Origin of the sequence: Sinorhizobium fredii (assembly GCF_002944405.1) — a bacterium.
GTDB lineage: Bacteria > Pseudomonadota > Alphaproteobacteria > Rhizobiales > Rhizobiaceae > Sinorhizobium > Sinorhizobium fredii_C.
Map to the genome: position 1 here is coordinate 35,185 of NZ_CP024308.1, position 16,590 is coordinate 51,774.

15 protein-coding genes and 1 pseudogene are annotated in these 16,590 nt (G+C 56.3%); 10 read left to right on the top strand and 6 right to left on the bottom strand.

Annotation, left to right across the window (positions count from 1 at the left end; translation table 11 throughout):
- The first annotated feature begins 29 nt into the window (after window positions 1-29).
- Together NXT3_RS19525 and NXT3_RS19530 are read left to right on the top strand one after the other, a co-directional pair.
- A complete protein-coding gene (locus tag NXT3_RS19525) occupies window positions 30-1,127 on the top strand; it encodes a hypothetical protein (RefSeq protein WP_104840069.1) in 1,098 nt (365 codons plus the stop codon).
- 43 nt (window positions 1,128-1,170) lie between these two features.
- Window positions 1,171-1,731 carry a hypothetical protein gene (locus NXT3_RS19530; RefSeq protein ID WP_104840070.1) on the top strand — a complete coding sequence of 187 codons (561 nt, stop codon included), beginning with the start codon at window positions 1,171-1,173 and terminating at the stop codon, window positions 1,729-1,731.
- 278 nt (window positions 1,732-2,009) lie between these two features.
- Here NXT3_RS19530 and NXT3_RS19535 read toward each other — a convergent pair.
- Window positions 2,010-2,147, bottom strand: a pseudogene (locus NXT3_RS19535) (ATP-binding protein); the annotation flags it as partial.
- A gap of 122 nt (window positions 2,148-2,269) precedes the next feature.
- Here NXT3_RS19535 and NXT3_RS33290 point away from each other — a divergent pair.
- The 6 genes from NXT3_RS33290 to tnpC all read left to right on the top strand — a co-directional run bounded on the left by NXT3_RS33290 (window position 2,270) and on the right by tnpC (window position 6,043).
- Window positions 2,270-2,518, top strand: coding sequence for a transposase (locus NXT3_RS33290; RefSeq protein ID WP_158665365.1), 249 nt, complete (start codon window positions 2,270-2,272; stop codon window positions 2,516-2,518).
- Between the two features lie 48 nt (window positions 2,519-2,566).
- A complete protein-coding gene (gene tnpB / locus NXT3_RS19545; protein ID WP_234828139.1) occupies window positions 2,567-2,776 on the top strand; it encodes an IS66 family insertion sequence element accessory protein TnpB in 210 nt (69 codons plus the stop codon).
- Between the two features lie 148 nt (window positions 2,777-2,924).
- Window positions 2,925-3,230: a hypothetical protein gene (locus NXT3_RS32505; RefSeq protein ID WP_104840072.1), complete on the top strand. Its 306-nt coding sequence runs from the start codon at window positions 2,925-2,927 to the stop codon at window positions 3,228-3,230.
- Window positions 3,231-3,603: 373 nt separating this feature from the next.
- Window positions 3,604-4,062 carry an IS66-like element accessory protein TnpA gene (gene tnpA, locus NXT3_RS19560; protein ID WP_199773368.1) on the top strand — a complete coding sequence of 153 codons (459 nt, stop codon included), beginning with the start codon at window positions 3,604-3,606 and terminating at the stop codon, window positions 4,060-4,062.
- The gene (gene tnpB / locus NXT3_RS19565; protein WP_013851059.1) at window positions 4,043-4,396 is read left to right on the top strand and encodes an IS66 family insertion sequence element accessory protein TnpB; all 354 of its coding nucleotides are present in this window, start codon (window positions 4,043-4,045) and stop codon (window positions 4,394-4,396) included. The genes tnpA and tnpB (NXT3_RS19565) overlap by 20 nt, the downstream gene beginning before the upstream one ends.
- A 54-nt stretch (window positions 4,397-4,450) precedes the next feature.
- Entirely contained in the window at window positions 4,451-6,043 is a 1,593-nt protein-coding gene (gene tnpC, locus NXT3_RS19570) for an IS66 family transposase (RefSeq protein ID WP_104840074.1), read from the top strand.
- A 321-nt stretch (window positions 6,044-6,364) separates the two neighbouring features.
- Here tnpC and NXT3_RS19575 read toward each other — a convergent pair whose 3' ends face one another.
- The 5 genes from NXT3_RS19575 to NXT3_RS19595 form a co-directional block, all read right to left on the bottom strand.
- Window positions 6,365-8,563 (bottom strand): di-heme-cytochrome C peroxidase, encoded by a 2,199-nt coding sequence (locus NXT3_RS19575; protein WP_158665366.1) that lies wholly within the window; start codon window positions 8,561-8,563, stop codon window positions 6,365-6,367.
- Window positions 8,564-8,608: 45 nt separating this feature from the next.
- Window positions 8,609-9,940, bottom strand: coding sequence for a hypothetical protein (locus NXT3_RS19580; protein ID WP_104840076.1), 1,332 nt, complete (start codon window positions 9,938-9,940; stop codon window positions 8,609-8,611).
- A 421-nt stretch (window positions 9,941-10,361) separates the two neighbouring features.
- Window positions 10,362-11,216 (bottom strand): alpha/beta hydrolase, encoded by an 855-nt coding sequence (locus NXT3_RS19585; RefSeq protein ID WP_104840077.1) that lies wholly within the window; start codon window positions 11,214-11,216, stop codon window positions 10,362-10,364.
- A 3-nt stretch (window positions 11,217-11,219) separates the two neighbouring features.
- Window positions 11,220-11,891 carry a hypothetical protein gene (locus NXT3_RS19590; protein WP_158665367.1) on the bottom strand — a complete coding sequence of 224 codons (672 nt, stop codon included), beginning with the start codon at window positions 11,889-11,891 and terminating at the stop codon, window positions 11,220-11,222.
- A gap of 353 nt (window positions 11,892-12,244) precedes the next feature.
- Window positions 12,245-13,975 carry a peptidoglycan-binding domain-containing protein gene (locus NXT3_RS19595; protein ID WP_104840079.1) on the bottom strand — a complete coding sequence of 577 codons (1,731 nt, stop codon included), beginning with the start codon at window positions 13,973-13,975 and terminating at the stop codon, window positions 12,245-12,247.
- A gap of 216 nt (window positions 13,976-14,191) precedes the next feature.
- Between NXT3_RS19595 and NXT3_RS19600 the strand changes: the two genes are divergently transcribed.
- Window positions 14,192-16,246, top strand: coding sequence for a C1 family peptidase (locus NXT3_RS19600; protein WP_234828140.1), 2,055 nt, complete (start codon window positions 14,192-14,194; stop codon window positions 16,244-16,246).
- Between the two features lie 58 nt (window positions 16,247-16,304).
- Entirely contained in the window at window positions 16,305-16,589 is a 285-nt protein-coding gene (locus tag NXT3_RS19605) for a hypothetical protein (protein WP_104840080.1), read from the top strand.
- Window position 16,590 lies beyond the last annotated feature (1 nt).

The following is a 16,590-nucleotide window of genomic DNA, read 5'->3' on the forward strand; positions in this document are numbered from 1 at the left end:
ATAGACATTGGTTTCCTTGGGGAGGGGTCTTGCTGCTTGCGCTGTCTGTCGGCGCAATTGATCCGGACTGCGCAAGAGCCCAGGAGCCAGATGTGCTCCACAGGGTGGAAAGTGCGGAAGTGCCAAACGGTCTTTCCTTCGAGTTGCTCGCAGCAAACAAGGATAATTCAGATATCGGGCAGGTGACGGTCGCCGACGCAACGGTTGGTCTGGCAAGCGTCTTTCTCGCCAAACAGGAGCCTGCTACCTTTTTGTCCCAGATTGGTCAAACGGTTGCTGAAAGGCACTTCCGCCTCGACGGAGATCTCATCGAATTACTTTTCCGGGCCAATGCCAGTTCGGATCTTCTCGAACTTGCGCAGAAGCCGCGTCTTCTGATTCCGACGGCCGACATCCACAATGCCGATATAAGAGCACGCATAGAGGCGGGCGATCAGTTGGTTGTCTATCTTGATCGCAAACTGAAGAACGAACTCAGGAATGCTCTCGACCTGTTTGATAAACAGGCGTTAGAAATCGGGGGAAATATCAAGGAACCTTCAATGGCCAAAAGCGTGGCGGCGATGAAGCCCATCTCCCAGGCCTGGGTGAACGCGCTCGACGCGAGGCAGCGGCCCTTTTCGATCCAGTCGCTGGAAGGGCTTTCGCAACAATTCGATACCCTAAACGAAATAGTGTCTCGCATACTCGAGGGGAGTGCGTCTGCTATCGATGTGGCAACGGCCGCCGACATTGCCGCAGATGGGCAATATCAGGCAAGGTTCCTCGGCGAAACACTCGGTAGTTCCGCAAACCCGGCCGGTGGAACGCGGATGGAGATGAAGATAGAGGTGCGGCTATGGGGCGATCTGGCAATGACCCGCCCACAGCGAGGGATCACCATTTTTTACTCGAAGCCATACCAGACTAATCCGCAACAATTCCGAAGGGCCGGCCTTTCTTCGCCCGTTACCTTCTCGGCCATGTATGGCATCTATTGCATTTGGGCAGAAGAACCGGTCGGAAGCATTGTTAGCGAGGTCGCAATGTGGGAACCTCCGAACCATTTTGATGAGCAGGCGCCACCGCTTGATTTGATCTATCTCGGCAAGCGCGCTCAAAGAGCCCCCAATCGATGCCAGCAGTGAGCGGGGCACTATGGATTCTCATATAATCTTAAGGGCGAGCCAATTGGTTGGATCGATTCTTGCCCTGTTCGGCTCGGTGTTATTGGCTGTCGCGCCGCCTCTACCTGGCTCGGTCTGCGGTGGTCCTGGCAGCGAGGAAACCAACGGCTATCTTGCATCCGTCATTGTTTTGGCTCTGACCCTCGTCATTTTTGCCGCGACAGGCCAGCGCCGGACAAGGGCGCGTCAACGCAATTGGTTCATCCTTGCGTTGTGGCTGTTTGGGGCCTCGATCATTCTGACGCCCACCTATATTGTTGTTCGCCAAAGCCTGACAGCGCCCGTCATTGACGCTGCTCTCGGATCCGCAGCCAACAGGGCTGTGATCGGACTCTGGACGAATGCCGAAAGCCTCAAGAAGGCTCGGCATCGCGGCTTTAACAGCAGTACCGCGATGATAAGATTCTTTGGATGTGAGGCTGTCGTTCCTGAACTGTGGACGTTGCAGGCGGTCGTTGTTTCCTATCTCCTGCTCATGACGCTTTATCTTGCATGCCTGCTGGCGATCGTCACATGCCTGCTATCGATTAGCGAAGGTGTTTTCGGCCAGTTTCAGCACCTGTGATAGGCCTTTAGAGTGATCGCTTTCACGCCCCGAATCAGAATTGCAAATTCCACCATTCATGGCGTCAAAGGCGGAACGGCGGCGACGTGCACGAGCTTGTGTTGTCGGTGCCGGATGGCTATGTCACGCGCATCGGTGCGGCTGTGGCCATTCTCTTTGCCGATTCCGATGAAGCCGCCCCTCCGAGATGATTGAGCCCCCCGTTTCCGGGATGATCTCGCCCCCTGTTTAGTGGGGTCTGCAGGCGATGATTATCGTCAGTTCATTCAGGCGAGGTGTCAAGCTTTGCGCGGTAGATTTCGGCGCAGACTATCGCCGCTCAATTCGATGCGGTGGGCATTGTGGACCAACCTGTCGAGTATGGCATCGGCATAGGGTGAGCCTCCGGTGAGCCGGTTTAGGTTAGGTGGGGAATTCGCGCAAGTTACGACACAGAGGTTTCATTTGTGACGTAACAAGGTATGTATGGCCAAGGGTTGAGATTCTGACGGGTGCCGAGCGACAACGTCGATGGTCCACAGAACTGTAGCTTTCGATATTGCAAGAAGCTTTCGGCGTAGATGGTACCGTTTCGGATGTACCACGCCGGCACGACGTTCTTCCGCAGCAGATTTATCCCTGGCGAAAGAAGTTCTCGCCACCCGAATTGAAATCTCCAGAGACCGCATCGTTCATCCCGGTGTCGCTTATCGGGGCGTCGGAGAGCGTCAGCGACGGTTCCAAGAGGAGCGGTGCTCGGTCGAGGTGCAAAGACGTTGAAATCGTCCTGAGGAATGGCCGCTACTGAGAATTGCCGCTGACATGGATCTCGAGTTGTTATCGGCGCTGGCCGCCTGTGTGGAGGCAGCCTAGACTAGTCGAAACGGTCATAAAGGAGGCGCCGGCGTCTGGCGCGATCTTCGGATTGCGCGGCAAACGCGCGGATCGGATTAAGCTTCTATGGTGGGATGGCCAAGGGTACTGCCTGTTCTACATACTTTCCCTGGCCAACGGCGAAGGATGGCGTGGCACACCTGACACAGGCCCAGCTTTCCATGCTCGTTGAGGGGATCGATTGGCGCCGACCGGCGTGGACTTCGGCTCCTGGCCGAACGGGATAAGACCCTTATTTTGCAGGTAATTCCGGGCAAATTGCTGGCGGTTCACGCGCAAATCAGCTACGTTTTATGGCATGGAAACAACGCGGCTGTGTGATGGCACGCTCGAGGTTCATCTATACGCTTAAAGAAGTCGCCGGCATGATCGGCGAGAACCTCGAATTAATCGAGGAGGTGACCGCCAACTCGGACAATATCGCCGAGGGCGAACTGGTTTATGTCCGCGATGGCAGTGAAGATGGCACAAAAGGCCTGACCGAAAATGGAATTGACGACCTTCAAGCTCTTCTCGCCGACATACGGACGTGGGATGGTGGAATCCGCCAGTTCCTGGTCGATGAACAATGCGATGCCGAGATGATCGAGCGCGTCATGGCAGATGAGGTGAAGCGCGTCCTATAGCTTCGGCCGCTCGAGCAAGCGAAAATGCTTTCGCCGGACGCTCACCAAAGAACCGGACGAGCGCCTCGAGATCAGCCTTCTCTTTGTGAAGGCAGCCGCAGTCAGACGCTTTCCGATCAGTTGCGTAGTGATCATAATGGCGGAGGCCGCCAACCTTCGCAACAACGTCGATGCGCTCGCCGCCAAGTGGAAACGTCGTTCACGCAAAAAAGCCTGAACCTGCGGCCCTCGCCGAATGCTTACGCTCCTTCAGCACCGCGATAATCTTCTCTTCCGTAAATCTCTGCTTCGTAAGCGCGATTTTCTCCGCACCTTTTGCCATTGAGTGCTGTCATGCATGAGGTGTCCACTTAACGGAGGTGGACACCAAGTGATTGAGCACGATGAACAGAAACTGGCGGTGAGGCGCGTTTTGCGCAACAGACGCCGACGTTACGATGCGGCATCGAAGGAGCGCCTCGTTGCGGCCTGCCTTGAGCCCGGCGTGTCGGTATCGAGACTTGCGCTCGAGCATGGGATCAACGCTAACCTCCTTCGGAAATGGATAAAGAACGCCAAGGAGGCCGGCACTCTGCCGCCATCTTCAACATCTGCGTTTATTCCGGTTGTCGCCGCGGATCGCCGCCTGCCGATGCAGAGCAGGTCGTTGGATATGCTTGCCACGCGTGGTGAAGAGCGCCCGGCGAAACCGGAGAGGATGGACCCTTCGTTCTCTCCAGCGAAGGTGAGCGCATCACTGCCGAACGGCGTGAGGCTGACGCTGGAATGCGGTGATGCGAATGCGTTGGCGGCGATAATCGGAGCGTTGGGTGATGTTCAAGCTGGGCGCTGACCTTCAGGTCTACCTGCATCGCGAGCCGATCGACTTTCGGGCCGGCATCAACAGTCTTGCGGTCCTGGTTCAGGAGACGATGGCACTCGATCCATTTGCGCCGGCGGTTTTTGCGTTCTGCAATCGCCGTCGCGACCGGATGAAACTGTTGTTCTTCGATCGGTCGGGTTTTGTGCTGGTGCTGAAGCGGCTGGCCGAGGACAAGTTCCGCTGGCCCCGGCGTCAGGAAACGGTGATGCGGCTGACGACGGAGCAATTGCACTGGATTCTCGACGGCATCGATATCGATGCGATGGTGCGCCATCCGGTGCGGCAATACCAGGTCGCTGGCTGAGGGCTCTTGAGTTGCGCGGTTGACGCGGCGGTACGGTTCAGATTCAAGAATCCGATGAATCGAACCGGCGAACCGAGCGTTGCAGAGTTGAAGGCGCAGTTGGCGGCACATGCTGCCGAAATCGCCGCGCTGAAAGCCGAGAAGGAAACGCTCTCGCAGCGCATCGTCAAACTCGAGGAAGAGCTGGCGCTGGCGCGGCTGCATCGGTTTGCGCCGCGTAGCGAAAAACACGTTGATCGCCTCTTCAATGAAGCCGAACAGGTTGCCGATGAAGATGTCGCCGGCGGCGAAGATGGCGATGTCGTCGACCTGCCGAACACAGGGTTACCGGCGATCGAAGGCCCGACGGGAAAGAAGCGCGGCCGCAGACCGCTGCCGGAAAACCTCCCGCGCGAGCGCGTCGAGTACGACCTTCCCGACGATCACAAGGCTTGTCCCTGCTGTCATGGTCAGATGCATCGCATGGGAGAGACCGTTACCGAGCAGCTTCATATCGAGGTGAAGGCGAAGGTTCTGCAGAATGTGCGGTTCAAATATGCTTGCCGCCATTGCGACCGCACCGGGATCAACACGCCAATCGTTATCGCGCCGATGCCCCCGCAACCCTTGCCGGGCAGCATCGCCACGGCCTCGACGCTGGCCTTCGCGCTCGTTCACAAATATGTCGATGGCACGCCGCTCTACCGCCTGGCGCAGGCATTCGAGCGCGCCGGGGTTCCTGTCAGCCGTGGCGCTCTGGGTCACTGGGTGATCGGCTCGAGCGAGAAACATCTTTCCCGCATCTATGACGCCTTGAAACTGCGGCTCAGATCGCGACCTCTCATCCATGGCGACGAGACGACGGTTCAGGTCCTGAAGGAAAAGAATAGAGAGGCCACCGATACGTCGTATATGTGGGCCTATCGGAGTGGAGAGGACAGTGACGAGCCGATCGTGCTGCTCGATTATCAGCCGGGCCGCGGCCAGATACACCCGCAGACCTTCCTGGGCGATTACCGCGGCATCTTGATGAGCGACGGCTATTCCGCCTGGCGCACGCTGGAAGGCGCGATCCACCTTGGATGTATGGCCCATTCAAGACGACGTTTTGTCAATGCTCTCAAGACGAGAAACAAACCCGGCGGGCCGCCGGAGCAAGCGCTCCGGTTCTTCGAACAGCTCTACCGGGTTGAAAGGCAGGCACGGGACAAAAAGCCGGAGCACGGTGAGACGCAGGCCGACAGCATTCGCCGCTTTCGCCAGCAACACAGCGTACCCATCCTGAATGCCCTCAAGACATGGCTCGACGAAATCGCCCCGAAGGTCTTGCCGGACAGCAAGCTCGGCGATGCCGTCTCCTATACCCTGAACCAATGGGAATATCTGACGCGCTACACCGAAGACGGCAGAATGCCGATCGACAACAACCTTCTCGAACGCGATATCAGAGTTTTGGCCACCGGCAGGAAGAGTTGGCTCTTCAGCGATACCGCCGATGGAGCCAAGGCCAGCGCCGTCATTTACAGCCTCATGCTGACCTGCCGCGCCTCACGCGTCGAGCCATTAGCGTGGTTGCGCCACGTCCTCACCGAATTGCCTCAACGCACCGAAGATGCAGATATCACCGACCTGCTGCCCTTCAACTTCCCCAAAGCCTCACCGGCCTGATCAAGCCGGATGCCTTCCCATTCGAACACATTCCGTCGAAATCGCGGGCGTCAACATGCAGGGAAATGAGCGTTTACTCTGCTTCTTCATGCGTCCGTCCTTCAATAGGCCGGACTCTAATCCAATCTGGAGGAAATTACCCGTGGCAGGTCAGGTACTTCGGAGACGCTCGCGGCAATCTTGGTGCCGGACGCAAAAACGACGCGCTCGTCCGAAAGTTCGGAGATTGTCCGCGGTGCTCGCCGAGTGCCGGGTTCGCCCAAAACCAAACGCTCCTGCCGGCGGCTGCAAGGAGGTGCCAACTGCCGGTCTCAAAAGCAATTAAAGCGTCTTCAAATAGGCGATCAGGTTCTCGCGGTCTCTCGATGAAAGCACCCGGCCAATAACACCCGCAGGCATATTCTTGCCGTCACCTTCAAAGGAATGACCACGGTTGGAATTGCCGCGCTCTGAAACGTCGAACTGCGTCATACCGACCTCACATTCCAAATCGTCGATCGATGATGAGGTCTTCACGGTCAGCCCTACGCGCTCGGTATCGAACTCTGCGGGTCCGACGCAGAATGCCTTTGGCCGGTCGTCCTGTGGCAACAGAAGATCGTCGAGGGTCGGAACAGAGCCATTGTGTAAATAGGGCGCGGTCGCCCAGACGCCGTTAAGAGGACGCGCGCGATAGTGGGGCTTTATTTTGTAGACGAACCCGGGTTTTTGATCCTCAGTAAAGGCTCTGACGAGTTCGAACACTCTGGAGTTTGGGCAGTTAGAGAGGGATCCGATAATGGCGTTCTTGTCGTCCTCAGACATTGGTTTGCCGACCAGGCGCTCCTCATCTGCTATCCACTGGTCACGCAGTTTCTCCACTGCAGCCATCAAACCGACGGCGTAGGACTTTTCGAGTGTGGCGTCCGGCTGCAGACCGCAGCGTGCCAAGAAGCCTTTTGTATCAAGGCCGAGATATGCCGGTATGCTGAGAGTTCGCTCGGTCAGTATCCGCGCCTGTTCTGGGTCGGTGCCGATCACGTCGACGGGTTTTTGAACGACTTCGAAGAGTGCTTCGTTTCCCACCTGCATCCAATTGCTTCTAGACCAGAATGAGGTCGGGTCCTCCATCGGTATAGTTATATCCCGTGGTGGGCTGTTATGGCATTCGAAGCAAAGCCCCTTATAAAGTTCGCGGCCCGCCGCGATCTTTTCGGGGTCGATGTTCCAATTATTGTCGCCGGGGAAGCGGGAAGCAGCGTCTTCCCAGTCGGGCGCCTGAAGCCCCTTGAAGCCAATTTTTCCGGCGAAAGGCGATTGGGACCCTTTCAACAGTGTCTCAATCTTGTCGATCGCCTTGACATCAACCGTCGACGAAAACAGTGCATGAGAGGAATTGCCGGGTTCCGTCATTTTGATCTTGGCCGAAACGCCCATTGCCTCTCCGATATTGCGAATTGCAGAATTGGAGATGGAGGCGTCATATTGGGCCCATGTGAAATGAGGAACGTCCCAGATGGGCGGGAAGCTCACTGGTGCGGTGTGCGCGGCAAAGTTGGCGTCGAGTGCGGCTGGGCTGATGCCGCCCTCATCTAGAGAGACCGAGGGTTTGTAGCCGTTTGCAGAATCAGCCAGATTTTCGTGAAAAACTTGATTTCCGATCCGGTTGAGGGCGTCCAGCCGCCCGAAACCTTCCTCCGAATGCACTTGCTTGCGCCGATCGAGGATTGCCGCTTCTTTTCTCATCTTCCCGAATACGCTCTCCTCGCAAATCCGGGAGAGGCGGCTTTCGATGGCTTCTTGCTCTTTCGTCCGCGCGGCTCCTACCAATTCCGGTCTTTCGTCGAGCAGTGCATCGGCCAGGCGGTGCCTCCGCCAAGGAAACATTTTCGTGTAGCAGACCGACAGGCCGATGATGCGTTCTAGATTTGCGATGTCGATCATCGCCGGCGCACCGTCAATGCGAAGTTCCTTGGCCTGATAGAAGATGCGTCCGGTGTGACATGCCGCACAGGTCAATCCCAATCCATCCTCGAAACGTTCGCCTGTGGTCGGATCCGTACCGCCTTTCAGTACTGCAAATCCAACCGGGAGAACGCCATAGCCCTCGGGCGCTGCTGCGCCAGCTTCAGGATCGCAGCTCTTGTTCGGGGCGATGAAGCCGAGCCTTTCCAGATAATTGGGATCGCTGATCAACGGCCGCGAGGCAACCAGACTAAAAGGGCTAAACTCGGGACGCTCCAGCTTCTGGAACCAGGCATAGGGGATCGGAAATGTTGCTGTTCCCTGTGACGCATTATGCACCCAGGCTCGATCCTCATCCGACCAATTTTGTTTGAGCCACTCGCAGGTGCCGACCGCTCGATTCGCGAGGAGCGGCGGAGCGAGTTTTTTAGACTGAATGATCGCTTCTTTCCCAAAATACGCGAGGCCACTCCGCACCGTGTTAGGTGCGTAGCTTACGATCAGAATCGCAGCAAACGCGATCGCGAGAAAACCGAGGAGGAGCTTGAATACAGACCTTAATAATCGCAGTCGCATGGCAGCCTCCGTGACCGAACCGGATTGACGCTAGACCTTGTGTGATTACGGGATCAGCAGTTGATTGGCGGCTTTGACCACTTCATCAGTTTCGGTCGCCGTGCGGCGTGTGATCGTTGGCTTGAATGTGCCGCCTTCGAAACCCCATCCGAAGTTCCGGACGTTCCAGCGGGATCTAGGTAATACCGATACATCTACGCCGGGGATTACCGTGTCTGGCACCTTTTTGAGGAGCAGTCGGGTTTCGGTATGGCAGCTGACGCAATCAGTATTGAAGAAATGGCTCCTGGCAGGGTCGGCGATAATTTCGGTCACTTCAATGTTTCGCTCTTTGCTCGATTCTTGCCTGAGCAATTCGGCGGTCGAAACGCCCACGCGCGTATTCGGCATACGGAAGCATGTTGTTATTTCGCTTTGATTATCGGACTTCGGTTCGGGGAGAACCTGCTCGGGACCAACAAACTTCAGCAATTGTGCCTTCGCTTGACCATCGAAGGCCGGGCTGGGAACAGTCTGTACCGTGTCACTGGCCGGGTTTCGCCGCATGGCCAAAAAGATCCAAGGCTCTGGCGAAGCCTTCGGTATCCCCATTACTGCCAGCGCAGTGACTTGGCTCGCTTTGAGGTGTTTTTCCAGGATGACCTCGAGCCGGTCGCGCATATGCTGCTGGTCTGGACCGCTCAGTCCCGGGTGAACGTTCAGCGGTCCTCCCGTCTCAACTGGCGAGCCCAGTTTGCCGGCAGTCAGATCATCACGAAGCGACACAAAGTCATCCAGGAGTGGACGAAAGGCGGTCATATCCGCGTCTATGCGTGGTACTACTCTGACAGGGCAGGTTTCCTGCTGCGCTGAAGGACCGCTGGCGAAGCTGAAGATAATATGGGCCGCGCGGTCATGAACTCTAACGGCTGTCCCCGATGTGCGGGTCACCGGCTGCAGGATCAGTCGAAGTTGTGGGATTTGGCCGAACTTTGCCATGACATCGGGAGCCAAGCCTGGTGCACCAAGGTCGAGCCGGATACCGGCGACAAACCATGTATTGACGTCCTTTATTTCCGGGGGGAAGGCAATTTGGTTAGCGCCTCCGAGAGAGTCAACGATTTTGCTATCGTCGGATTCAGCGGCCGATATGAACTTACCGAAGGCTTGGTCGGACAGTAGGCGTTGACCGTTACTGTCAGTGAGATCGGCGAGCGATATGAAGCCGGACATATCGCTGCTATTGGGGAGAGGAAAGAGGATGGAGACATCATTCGCATTGATTGGCGACGGTGCCTGGGCACTGGTCGCCTGTGTGCCCATGAACAGGGCCAAGGCGAGCACAGTCACCATCCCCATTGTAATCCGCCGAAATGCGTGGCGTCGATCCACTTTCATGATGCTTCCCCCAAGCAACGTTTTCCAATGAATTTCGCGCAAAACTGCAGTGCCGAAGGCACTGGCCCGTATGAGTTTTCTATACCTGCCCATTGCTTCAAATTACGGAAACGCCCCACTGAATACGTTGTGTATTACTATGCCCTTAATTATCGAAAATGCTAGGGTGACTGCATTTTTTCCGTGAGTTTTTTTATTGAATGACGCGGAGCGTGTAGTACGCTGGTGTCATCGTTGGGACGCTCGAGCGACAAGGGTTTGAAAGGCATCTACTCCGAGCAGGGATGTTTCGTGCGTGATGGCTGCCTCCGTCTTTTGGAATAGCGTAGTTCAGCACTACAGAATGATCGTAGGTAGACGCACAAAAAAAGGGTCCCTGACGCGCAAGACTGGGTGCGCGCCGGGCCGTAGATCAAAACTTTCATTTGACAGCAGTGGGTGCGGGCCAAGTTTGGCGCTCGCCGTTCAACGCGCGTTTCACGAAGCTCGCCGGATTGTTCCAACTGCCAGCATTATTTGGAAATTGCGCGGAAATGTCGCTCGGTGGCAGATAGTCTCCGTGATCATATTTCTCGTTGTCGGCAATCGACCACGGAGGAAGTGTCTTGCCGATCGGCTTTCTAGGGCCAGCATAGCCCAGTGCAGATGAAAGTGGGACGGCTGTCGGGTCCAGTGCATGGCCGAAAAGATTTCCTGCCAGAAAGGCAAACCGGAGCACCTCGTCTTCTCTTGATGCGAGAACATGCACCGAATCCGTCTTTGAGAAGGAGTCTGCATATTCCTTTTCCAGGCATGTGCGCTCGATTGCTGCCGCCAGCAGACACGCAGATCTCGTTTCACGCTCGAGTCCTCTGATCGTCTCGAGGACCACCCGGGCTCCCAAGCTATGGCTCACGAAGGAAATGCTTGCCGCCCTCGCTAATTTCCTGTTGCAGAATTTGGCCAGATAACGGCCAACATCGCTCGCCGTCGGCTTTTCGACCGGATAGCTGATAAAACCAGCCTTGGAATCTCCCGGCCAGAGAATTCCAACGAAAACGATGTTGGGTGGCAGTTTCAACACATGCTCGAATCGGGACAGAGTACAGACTGCTTCTGATTGACTGTTGTTATAGCCATGCACGGCAAATAGGATTTCTTGGCCGGCGACGACGCCTGTAAGCTTGCTGATGTCTACCCGGCGAAGCTTGAAGTCGTTAGTGCTGTTCCACGCGATTGGGTCAGTCAGAGTACCACCACCAACCGGCAGTTTGCGAAAGCTTAGAAACATCGACATGGCTCACCGCCTAATGGCTTTGAAAGCCGCAACCGAAGTCGAAATTGCGGATGTCAGGTCCTTCGCAATGGGAGCCATCGGAACGGCAATCAGCCCGACGGCCAACCCGATCAGGAAAACGCTCTGATCGAACTTTTCATAGTACGTCCAGGCACCTATTTCCGCCAGCACGATGGCGGCAACCGCGGCCGCGCCGCGCGCGCTATTGCGATACTTCTGATCAGCTCGTTCGAATGCCGCATCCATCCGAGCGTCGACCACCGCATCAAACCGGGCAAGGAGCGCAAGCTCAGCCTCGCTCAAGGCTTCGACTTTCTCGACTTTCGCCGCCACTGCCTTCAATTCTTGCGGCTCCACGATCTTCGTTGCTTCCGCCAACGTCTCAGCCGTGTCGGACGTCATGCCCAGTCTGATCAAGCCTTTGACGGTGGCTTTCTGATCCGCCTTGTCTATGCCATTTAACCAGTTCGCTTTCGCCAGTTCGAACGGCTCAGTCTCGTTCACGAAAGCTAAAGCAGACTTGAACGGCTGCAGGGCGTCCTCAATGAAGCCGAAACCGACATTGGAAATTCCGCCACGAAACACCTTCGATGTATCGACAAGTCCATACGCCGCCGTCCCAATCGCGGCTATGGAAGACAGGGCAACCGTCAGGTCGGTGAAGTTCATAGCCATGCGCTGACCCATGTGTTCGGCATTGGAACTGATTGTCGGACATGCTTATTCACTCCGCAGAAATGAAAAATTCCACGGTCACAGATGACAGTGCAGTTTACCGCCGTTGCAAGGCTTAGGCGCATCGATTGCCACCTACAGACAGCGGTTCAAGTAGACTCAGAAGATCGTGTCGTGTCGAAGATCACAGCAGCCTCCTTAAAGCCTTAAGCACGCGCACCTACGCGGGACTAAGAAGCAAAGTCCAATTTACAAATGCTGAGAGGTGAGTGAGGGAGTTCAAGTATCTCTAAGATTTCCTCACTCAAGCGACAATCTTTCATTCGGGATTTCGGGGATCACACCTTTCCCACTCAAACCGTAAACCCGTGCAGCACGTCTGTCAGCCCTTTCGCGGACCTAGAGACCGTTTCGATGCGCGTTTTGTATTTCAGTATGCCAATACGTCGCAGTTCCTCCACAGGTCTCCGTGATGCAAGCGCCGTGCTCATTTCTGCGAATGTGCCGCGGCCCTGATGCAATATATCCATGATCCAGAGGGCGACCTCCCAGTTCGAACCGTCGAAACCGGGCACCTTCGTCTTTGCTCGCGCCAGATTTTCTTTCGCCTGAGCGATGAAGACCGCAATCTGAAGTTCCTTAGCCTTCGGGTCGAGCCGCAGCCAGTTCATCAGTCGAGCCGACACGGAAAGTTCGGCCTCGTCGATTGCTGCCGGCGACGCATTGAGATAGTTCATTAACCTCGCTAGCTGCTTTTCCTTCTTCCCATTGGGTCGGGTAACAAGCACCGGCTCTTCAAGATCGATGAAGCCCGTGTCCGATTTCAAGTGGATTGTGCTGTCGCCACTTCCATTTCCGCGCAGCGAAAGCTCCGGGAAATGCCGGTCGGCTTCAGGCAATGCTAGGAGTTGGCGGAAATAGACGACAAAATTCTGTGCGGGCGTATGCGCCGCGAGTTGCGGCGCGCCAAACGTAAACGCCGCGCGATCATACGTGTTGATCGTCGCGAAGCGGGCGCCGCCTTCCGCTGAGAGGGTCGGCTCGATGAAATGAGCCCATTTGCCGAATGCCGTCGTATAGTCCTGGCCCTTATAGACGCCGAAACGCATGCTGTCTTTGATGGCGCTCTTCCCCTGGAAAAGCCCGGCCCGCGTCATGTCGTCGGTATACCTCGTGACCGAACCGATGATGAAGCGCTCGCCGGATGCCGTCGTTGCAAAAAACGATTTGCCTGACTGCGAGATGTTGGCAATTGCATCAAAATCCGCGGGAGGGGATGGAAGGGTTAGCGAGCGTGATAACGCGAGCCTGTTTGTCTTATGGAAGCTGTCGGTATCCTGCGCGCTTGCCGTGATCGGAAATGGCAATCCCAATGCTGCGGCTGTGGCGGGTCCCACGACCCCGTCCACCTCCAGCCCGTGAGACACTTGGAACGATAGGACGGCGGCTGCGGTCATCGGTCCGAATTCACCATCAATCGGCCCTGGATCGATGGCTTTGCCAAGCAGGGCCTTCTGAAGTGCCAGAACGTGCGGACCCTTGAAGTTAGGGCGTCTCAACCAAAGAAGGCCCTTCGGCGGGTTCGAATCCGGTTCAGCTGTTGGCGCCGTCTCGGTCGGCAGGTGCGACCCGTATTCAACGCCCGGCAGCAGACAGCCGATTGTCCATGATCGAGACTTGGCACCCCCGAAGATGTTCACGCCGAAGGCTGCGCCGCGCGCCTCCAGGGTTCGCTCGTCGTCGCCGATGGCGAATGCAACATGACCGATTTTGCCCGGCGTAGGTGCTCGGATCAAAGCTGCGCCCGGTATTTTCAAAGCATCCTGCCAAGAAATGACATGGCCAAATTTCTTCGAATCGGCATACCAATGACCGGAATAGGGCTCGGCGCTTGCCGGCTTCTTCGCGCCGCCCGCTCCGAAAATCAATCCGTAGGCCCGATATGAGCACCAAGAGGCGAACTCTGCACAATCCCAAGGACCTTGCCAGGCCGGGTTATCCAAAGGAACCACGGCGCCAAATACATATTTCTGCCCAACCTTGGTCGAGCCGATGTCGATGATATCTTGGCCAATGTACAGCATGCCGCCCCCGAGTATCCGACACAATGTTCGTTAAGACTGATGACTTGCGCAGCCGGTCTCCGGTCCGGTTGCCACTGATGATTCTTGGTTCACCTCCGGCACTGTCAGTTCTGGATGAGACGCGATAAACTAGAATTTTGACTCGCCTACATTAGCATGGTTGCACTTATAAACAAGTCGTAATACGTTTGGCGCTCTACCCAGGAGGGCAATTCAATGGGGGACAAAGTGGCCAAACGTGATTCGGCTCCTTCCAAGACAAGCGCGGAACCGGCGGCACGGCAGGGCTTTGAAAGAGAGGACATTGAGGCAACGCTGGAGGCGAGGAAAGTCGTAGCGTCGCCGGAGCCCGAGCCGGCAGACGCATCGGTATCTAGCGAGCCCGATGAGGAAATTCGAATAGCCAACCGCAGGCTCAGGCTGAAGCCCAGAACGCTTGGGAACCGATACCTAAATGTCTTGCCCGACCTGCCCGACATCCGCGACCGGTTCTACTTTCCCACCCTCCGGGCGCTTCCCGGCAGCATCTATCCTTCGATCGCCTTCCCCGTTCGGGATCAGGGGGACTCGTCCTTTTGCACCGGTTTCGCTCTTGCCCACGTTATTGACGTTCTCACACACAGAGAGACGCTTGCGACGAGGCCACTTCAGGTGAGCGCACGCATGCTCTATGAGATGGCGAAGCGAAACGACGAGTGGGCCGGCACTGCTTATGAGGGCTCAAGCATACGTGGAGCACTCAGTGGATTTCATCGCAACGGCGTGTGCCGGTTGGACCTATCTCCAGATGGGAGCAATGGAGAATGGGTGTTGTCCTACGAGATGAACAAGGACGCTCGCGAAAACAGGTTAGGAGCCTACTACCGGCTTCACCCCGACCTGTCCGATTTCCACGCGGCGCTGGATGAAGTCGGCGTGATCTACGCATCCGCTCAAATTCATGAAAACTGGAAAGAGCCAGTCAATGGCCAGATCGCGCCGGGGGGTGGTCTTATTGGGGGGCACGCCTTCGCGATTGTTGGCTATGACGCGACCGGTTTCTGGATCCTGAACTCATGGGGACCCTCGTGGGGTAATGGCGGTATTGCACATTGGCTTTATGAGGACTGGGCGGCGACGCTGATGGACGCCTGGGTGCTGCAACTGGGCGTTCGAGCTCCCACGGCTTTCAGCGCGATGCCCCGCGGCGCCCCGTCCGCGGCAACGATCCCTCAAGCCAAGGCCGCTCCCAACAGAAGCGACATCGTCGGCCATTTTATCAACATCGATGATGGCCGCTACGTGGTCAATGGCCGGTATGCATCTCCCACTCTTCTTGAAATGCAGGAGACGGTGAAGCGCCTGACCGACCCCACAGCAAATCAAGGGGCCGGGTACGACCATCTCGTTATATACTGCCACGGCGGGTTAAATTCCCTCGATGACGAGGCCAACCGCATTGCGACATGGAAGCGGCACGATGTCTTTGGCCGCAACGGAGTTTACAACTTCCATCTCATGTGGGGATCGGGTTTTTTCGATGAAGCTTTTGGCGCTTTGTCCCAGTCACAGTCGGGCCGAGCCGCCGGCTGGATCACGGACTTTCTTTTTGAAACGGGGCTTGGCAAGGCGCTTGGCAGCAGGGCCTGGCGAAACATGAAGCAGGATGCCGTCGCCGCATTTGATCGCAACGGCGAGTATAATGGCGGCACCTTTGGGCTGAAGCCACTTTTGCAAGGTGTTGTTAAAGCGAAGAAAAAACGACCAAAAGTACACCTCGTCGGTCATAGCGCGGGGTCAATCGTTCTCGGCGAGTTGTTGGCAAATTTGGATCAATTTGAGATTCAAGACCTTGAGATTGCCAGCATTCACCTTATGGCGCCCGCTTGTACGACGGACTTTTTCGAAAGGCGATATGAACCATTTCTGCAACGAAAGGGGGCATGGAAGCTCGCGGATAAGATCTATCTGTACCAGATGCGTGACTCGCTGGAATTGGCCGATACCGTGGCGGCCGCGGGTCTACCTGGGTACGGTCGATCGCTTCTGTATCTCGTTTCACGAGCCTATGAGGATAAGCCCAATATGCCCTTGGCCGGGATGGAAAAGTTCTCTAGCCAGCTTCCGAGATCAGATTTGTTGGAGATCGACCGTTCAAAGAGCGCAACGACGGAATCGACCACCCACGGCGGGTTTGACAATGACGCAGCGACGATGACGACGATCATGGCGCGGATTACCGGAAGCAAGTTGCGGAAGCCGCCTATGGAAGAGGAGCTTGTCGGATATTGAGCCGACGGCGTGTGCGTATAACGGATCTTTTAAAATTGAGGTTAATTGGAGGAGCCCAATGAAGCCTGTGCTTGAAACTGCCAATGCAGTAGCTGCTCAGGTGGTCAGGTTAATTGCGGGAGAAAAAGCAGACCCGTTCTGGGACAGGGTGGTCGTAGCCTTTACCGATGGGACGGCTGCCCGAGATGTCAAGAAGGCACAAGTTGATGGGGCGGCGGCTAAAGCGCAGACGAGGTTTGAGGCCAGCGCGCTCAATGAGGGCGAAGAGCTTCAGGGTATGCCTCATCTATCCACCCGAAGAACCTGGCCGAACCGGCCAATGAATCCCTACCAAGGGGCATGAA

Bases quoted from the DNA above. Each gene is read 5' to 3' on its own strand.
- NXT3_RS32505 (WP_104840072.1), top strand. From the start codon at position 2,925: ATGGCACGCTCGAGGTTCATCTATACGCTTAAAGAAGTCGCCGGCATG.
- NXT3_RS19590 (WP_158665367.1), bottom strand. From the start codon at position 11,891: ATGGCTATGAACTTCACCGACCTGACGGTTGCCCTGTCTTCCATAGCC.
- tnpB (WP_013851059.1), top strand. From the start codon at position 4,043: ATGTTCAAGCTGGGCGCTGACCTTCAGGTCTACCTGCATCGCGAGCCG.
- NXT3_RS19580 (WP_104840076.1), bottom strand. From the start codon at position 9,940: ATGAAAGTGGATCGACGCCACGCATTTCGGCGGATTACAATGGGGATG.
- NXT3_RS19595 (WP_104840079.1), bottom strand. From the start codon at position 13,975: ATGCTGTACATTGGCCAAGATATCATCGACATCGGCTCGACCAAGGTT.
- tnpC (WP_104840074.1), top strand. From the start codon at position 4,451: ATGAATCGAACCGGCGAACCGAGCGTTGCAGAGTTGAAGGCGCAGTTG.
- NXT3_RS19600 (WP_234828140.1), top strand. From the start codon at position 14,192: ATGGGGGACAAAGTGGCCAAACGTGATTCGGCTCCTTCCAAGACAAGC.
- NXT3_RS19605 (WP_104840080.1), top strand. From the start codon at position 16,305: ATGAAGCCTGTGCTTGAAACTGCCAATGCAGTAGCTGCTCAGGTGGTC.
- NXT3_RS19575 (WP_158665366.1), bottom strand. From the start codon at position 8,563: ATGCGACTGCGATTATTAAGGTCTGTATTCAAGCTCCTCCTCGGTTTT.
- NXT3_RS19585 (WP_104840077.1), bottom strand. From the start codon at position 11,216: ATGTCGATGTTTCTAAGCTTTCGCAAACTGCCGGTTGGTGGTGGTACT.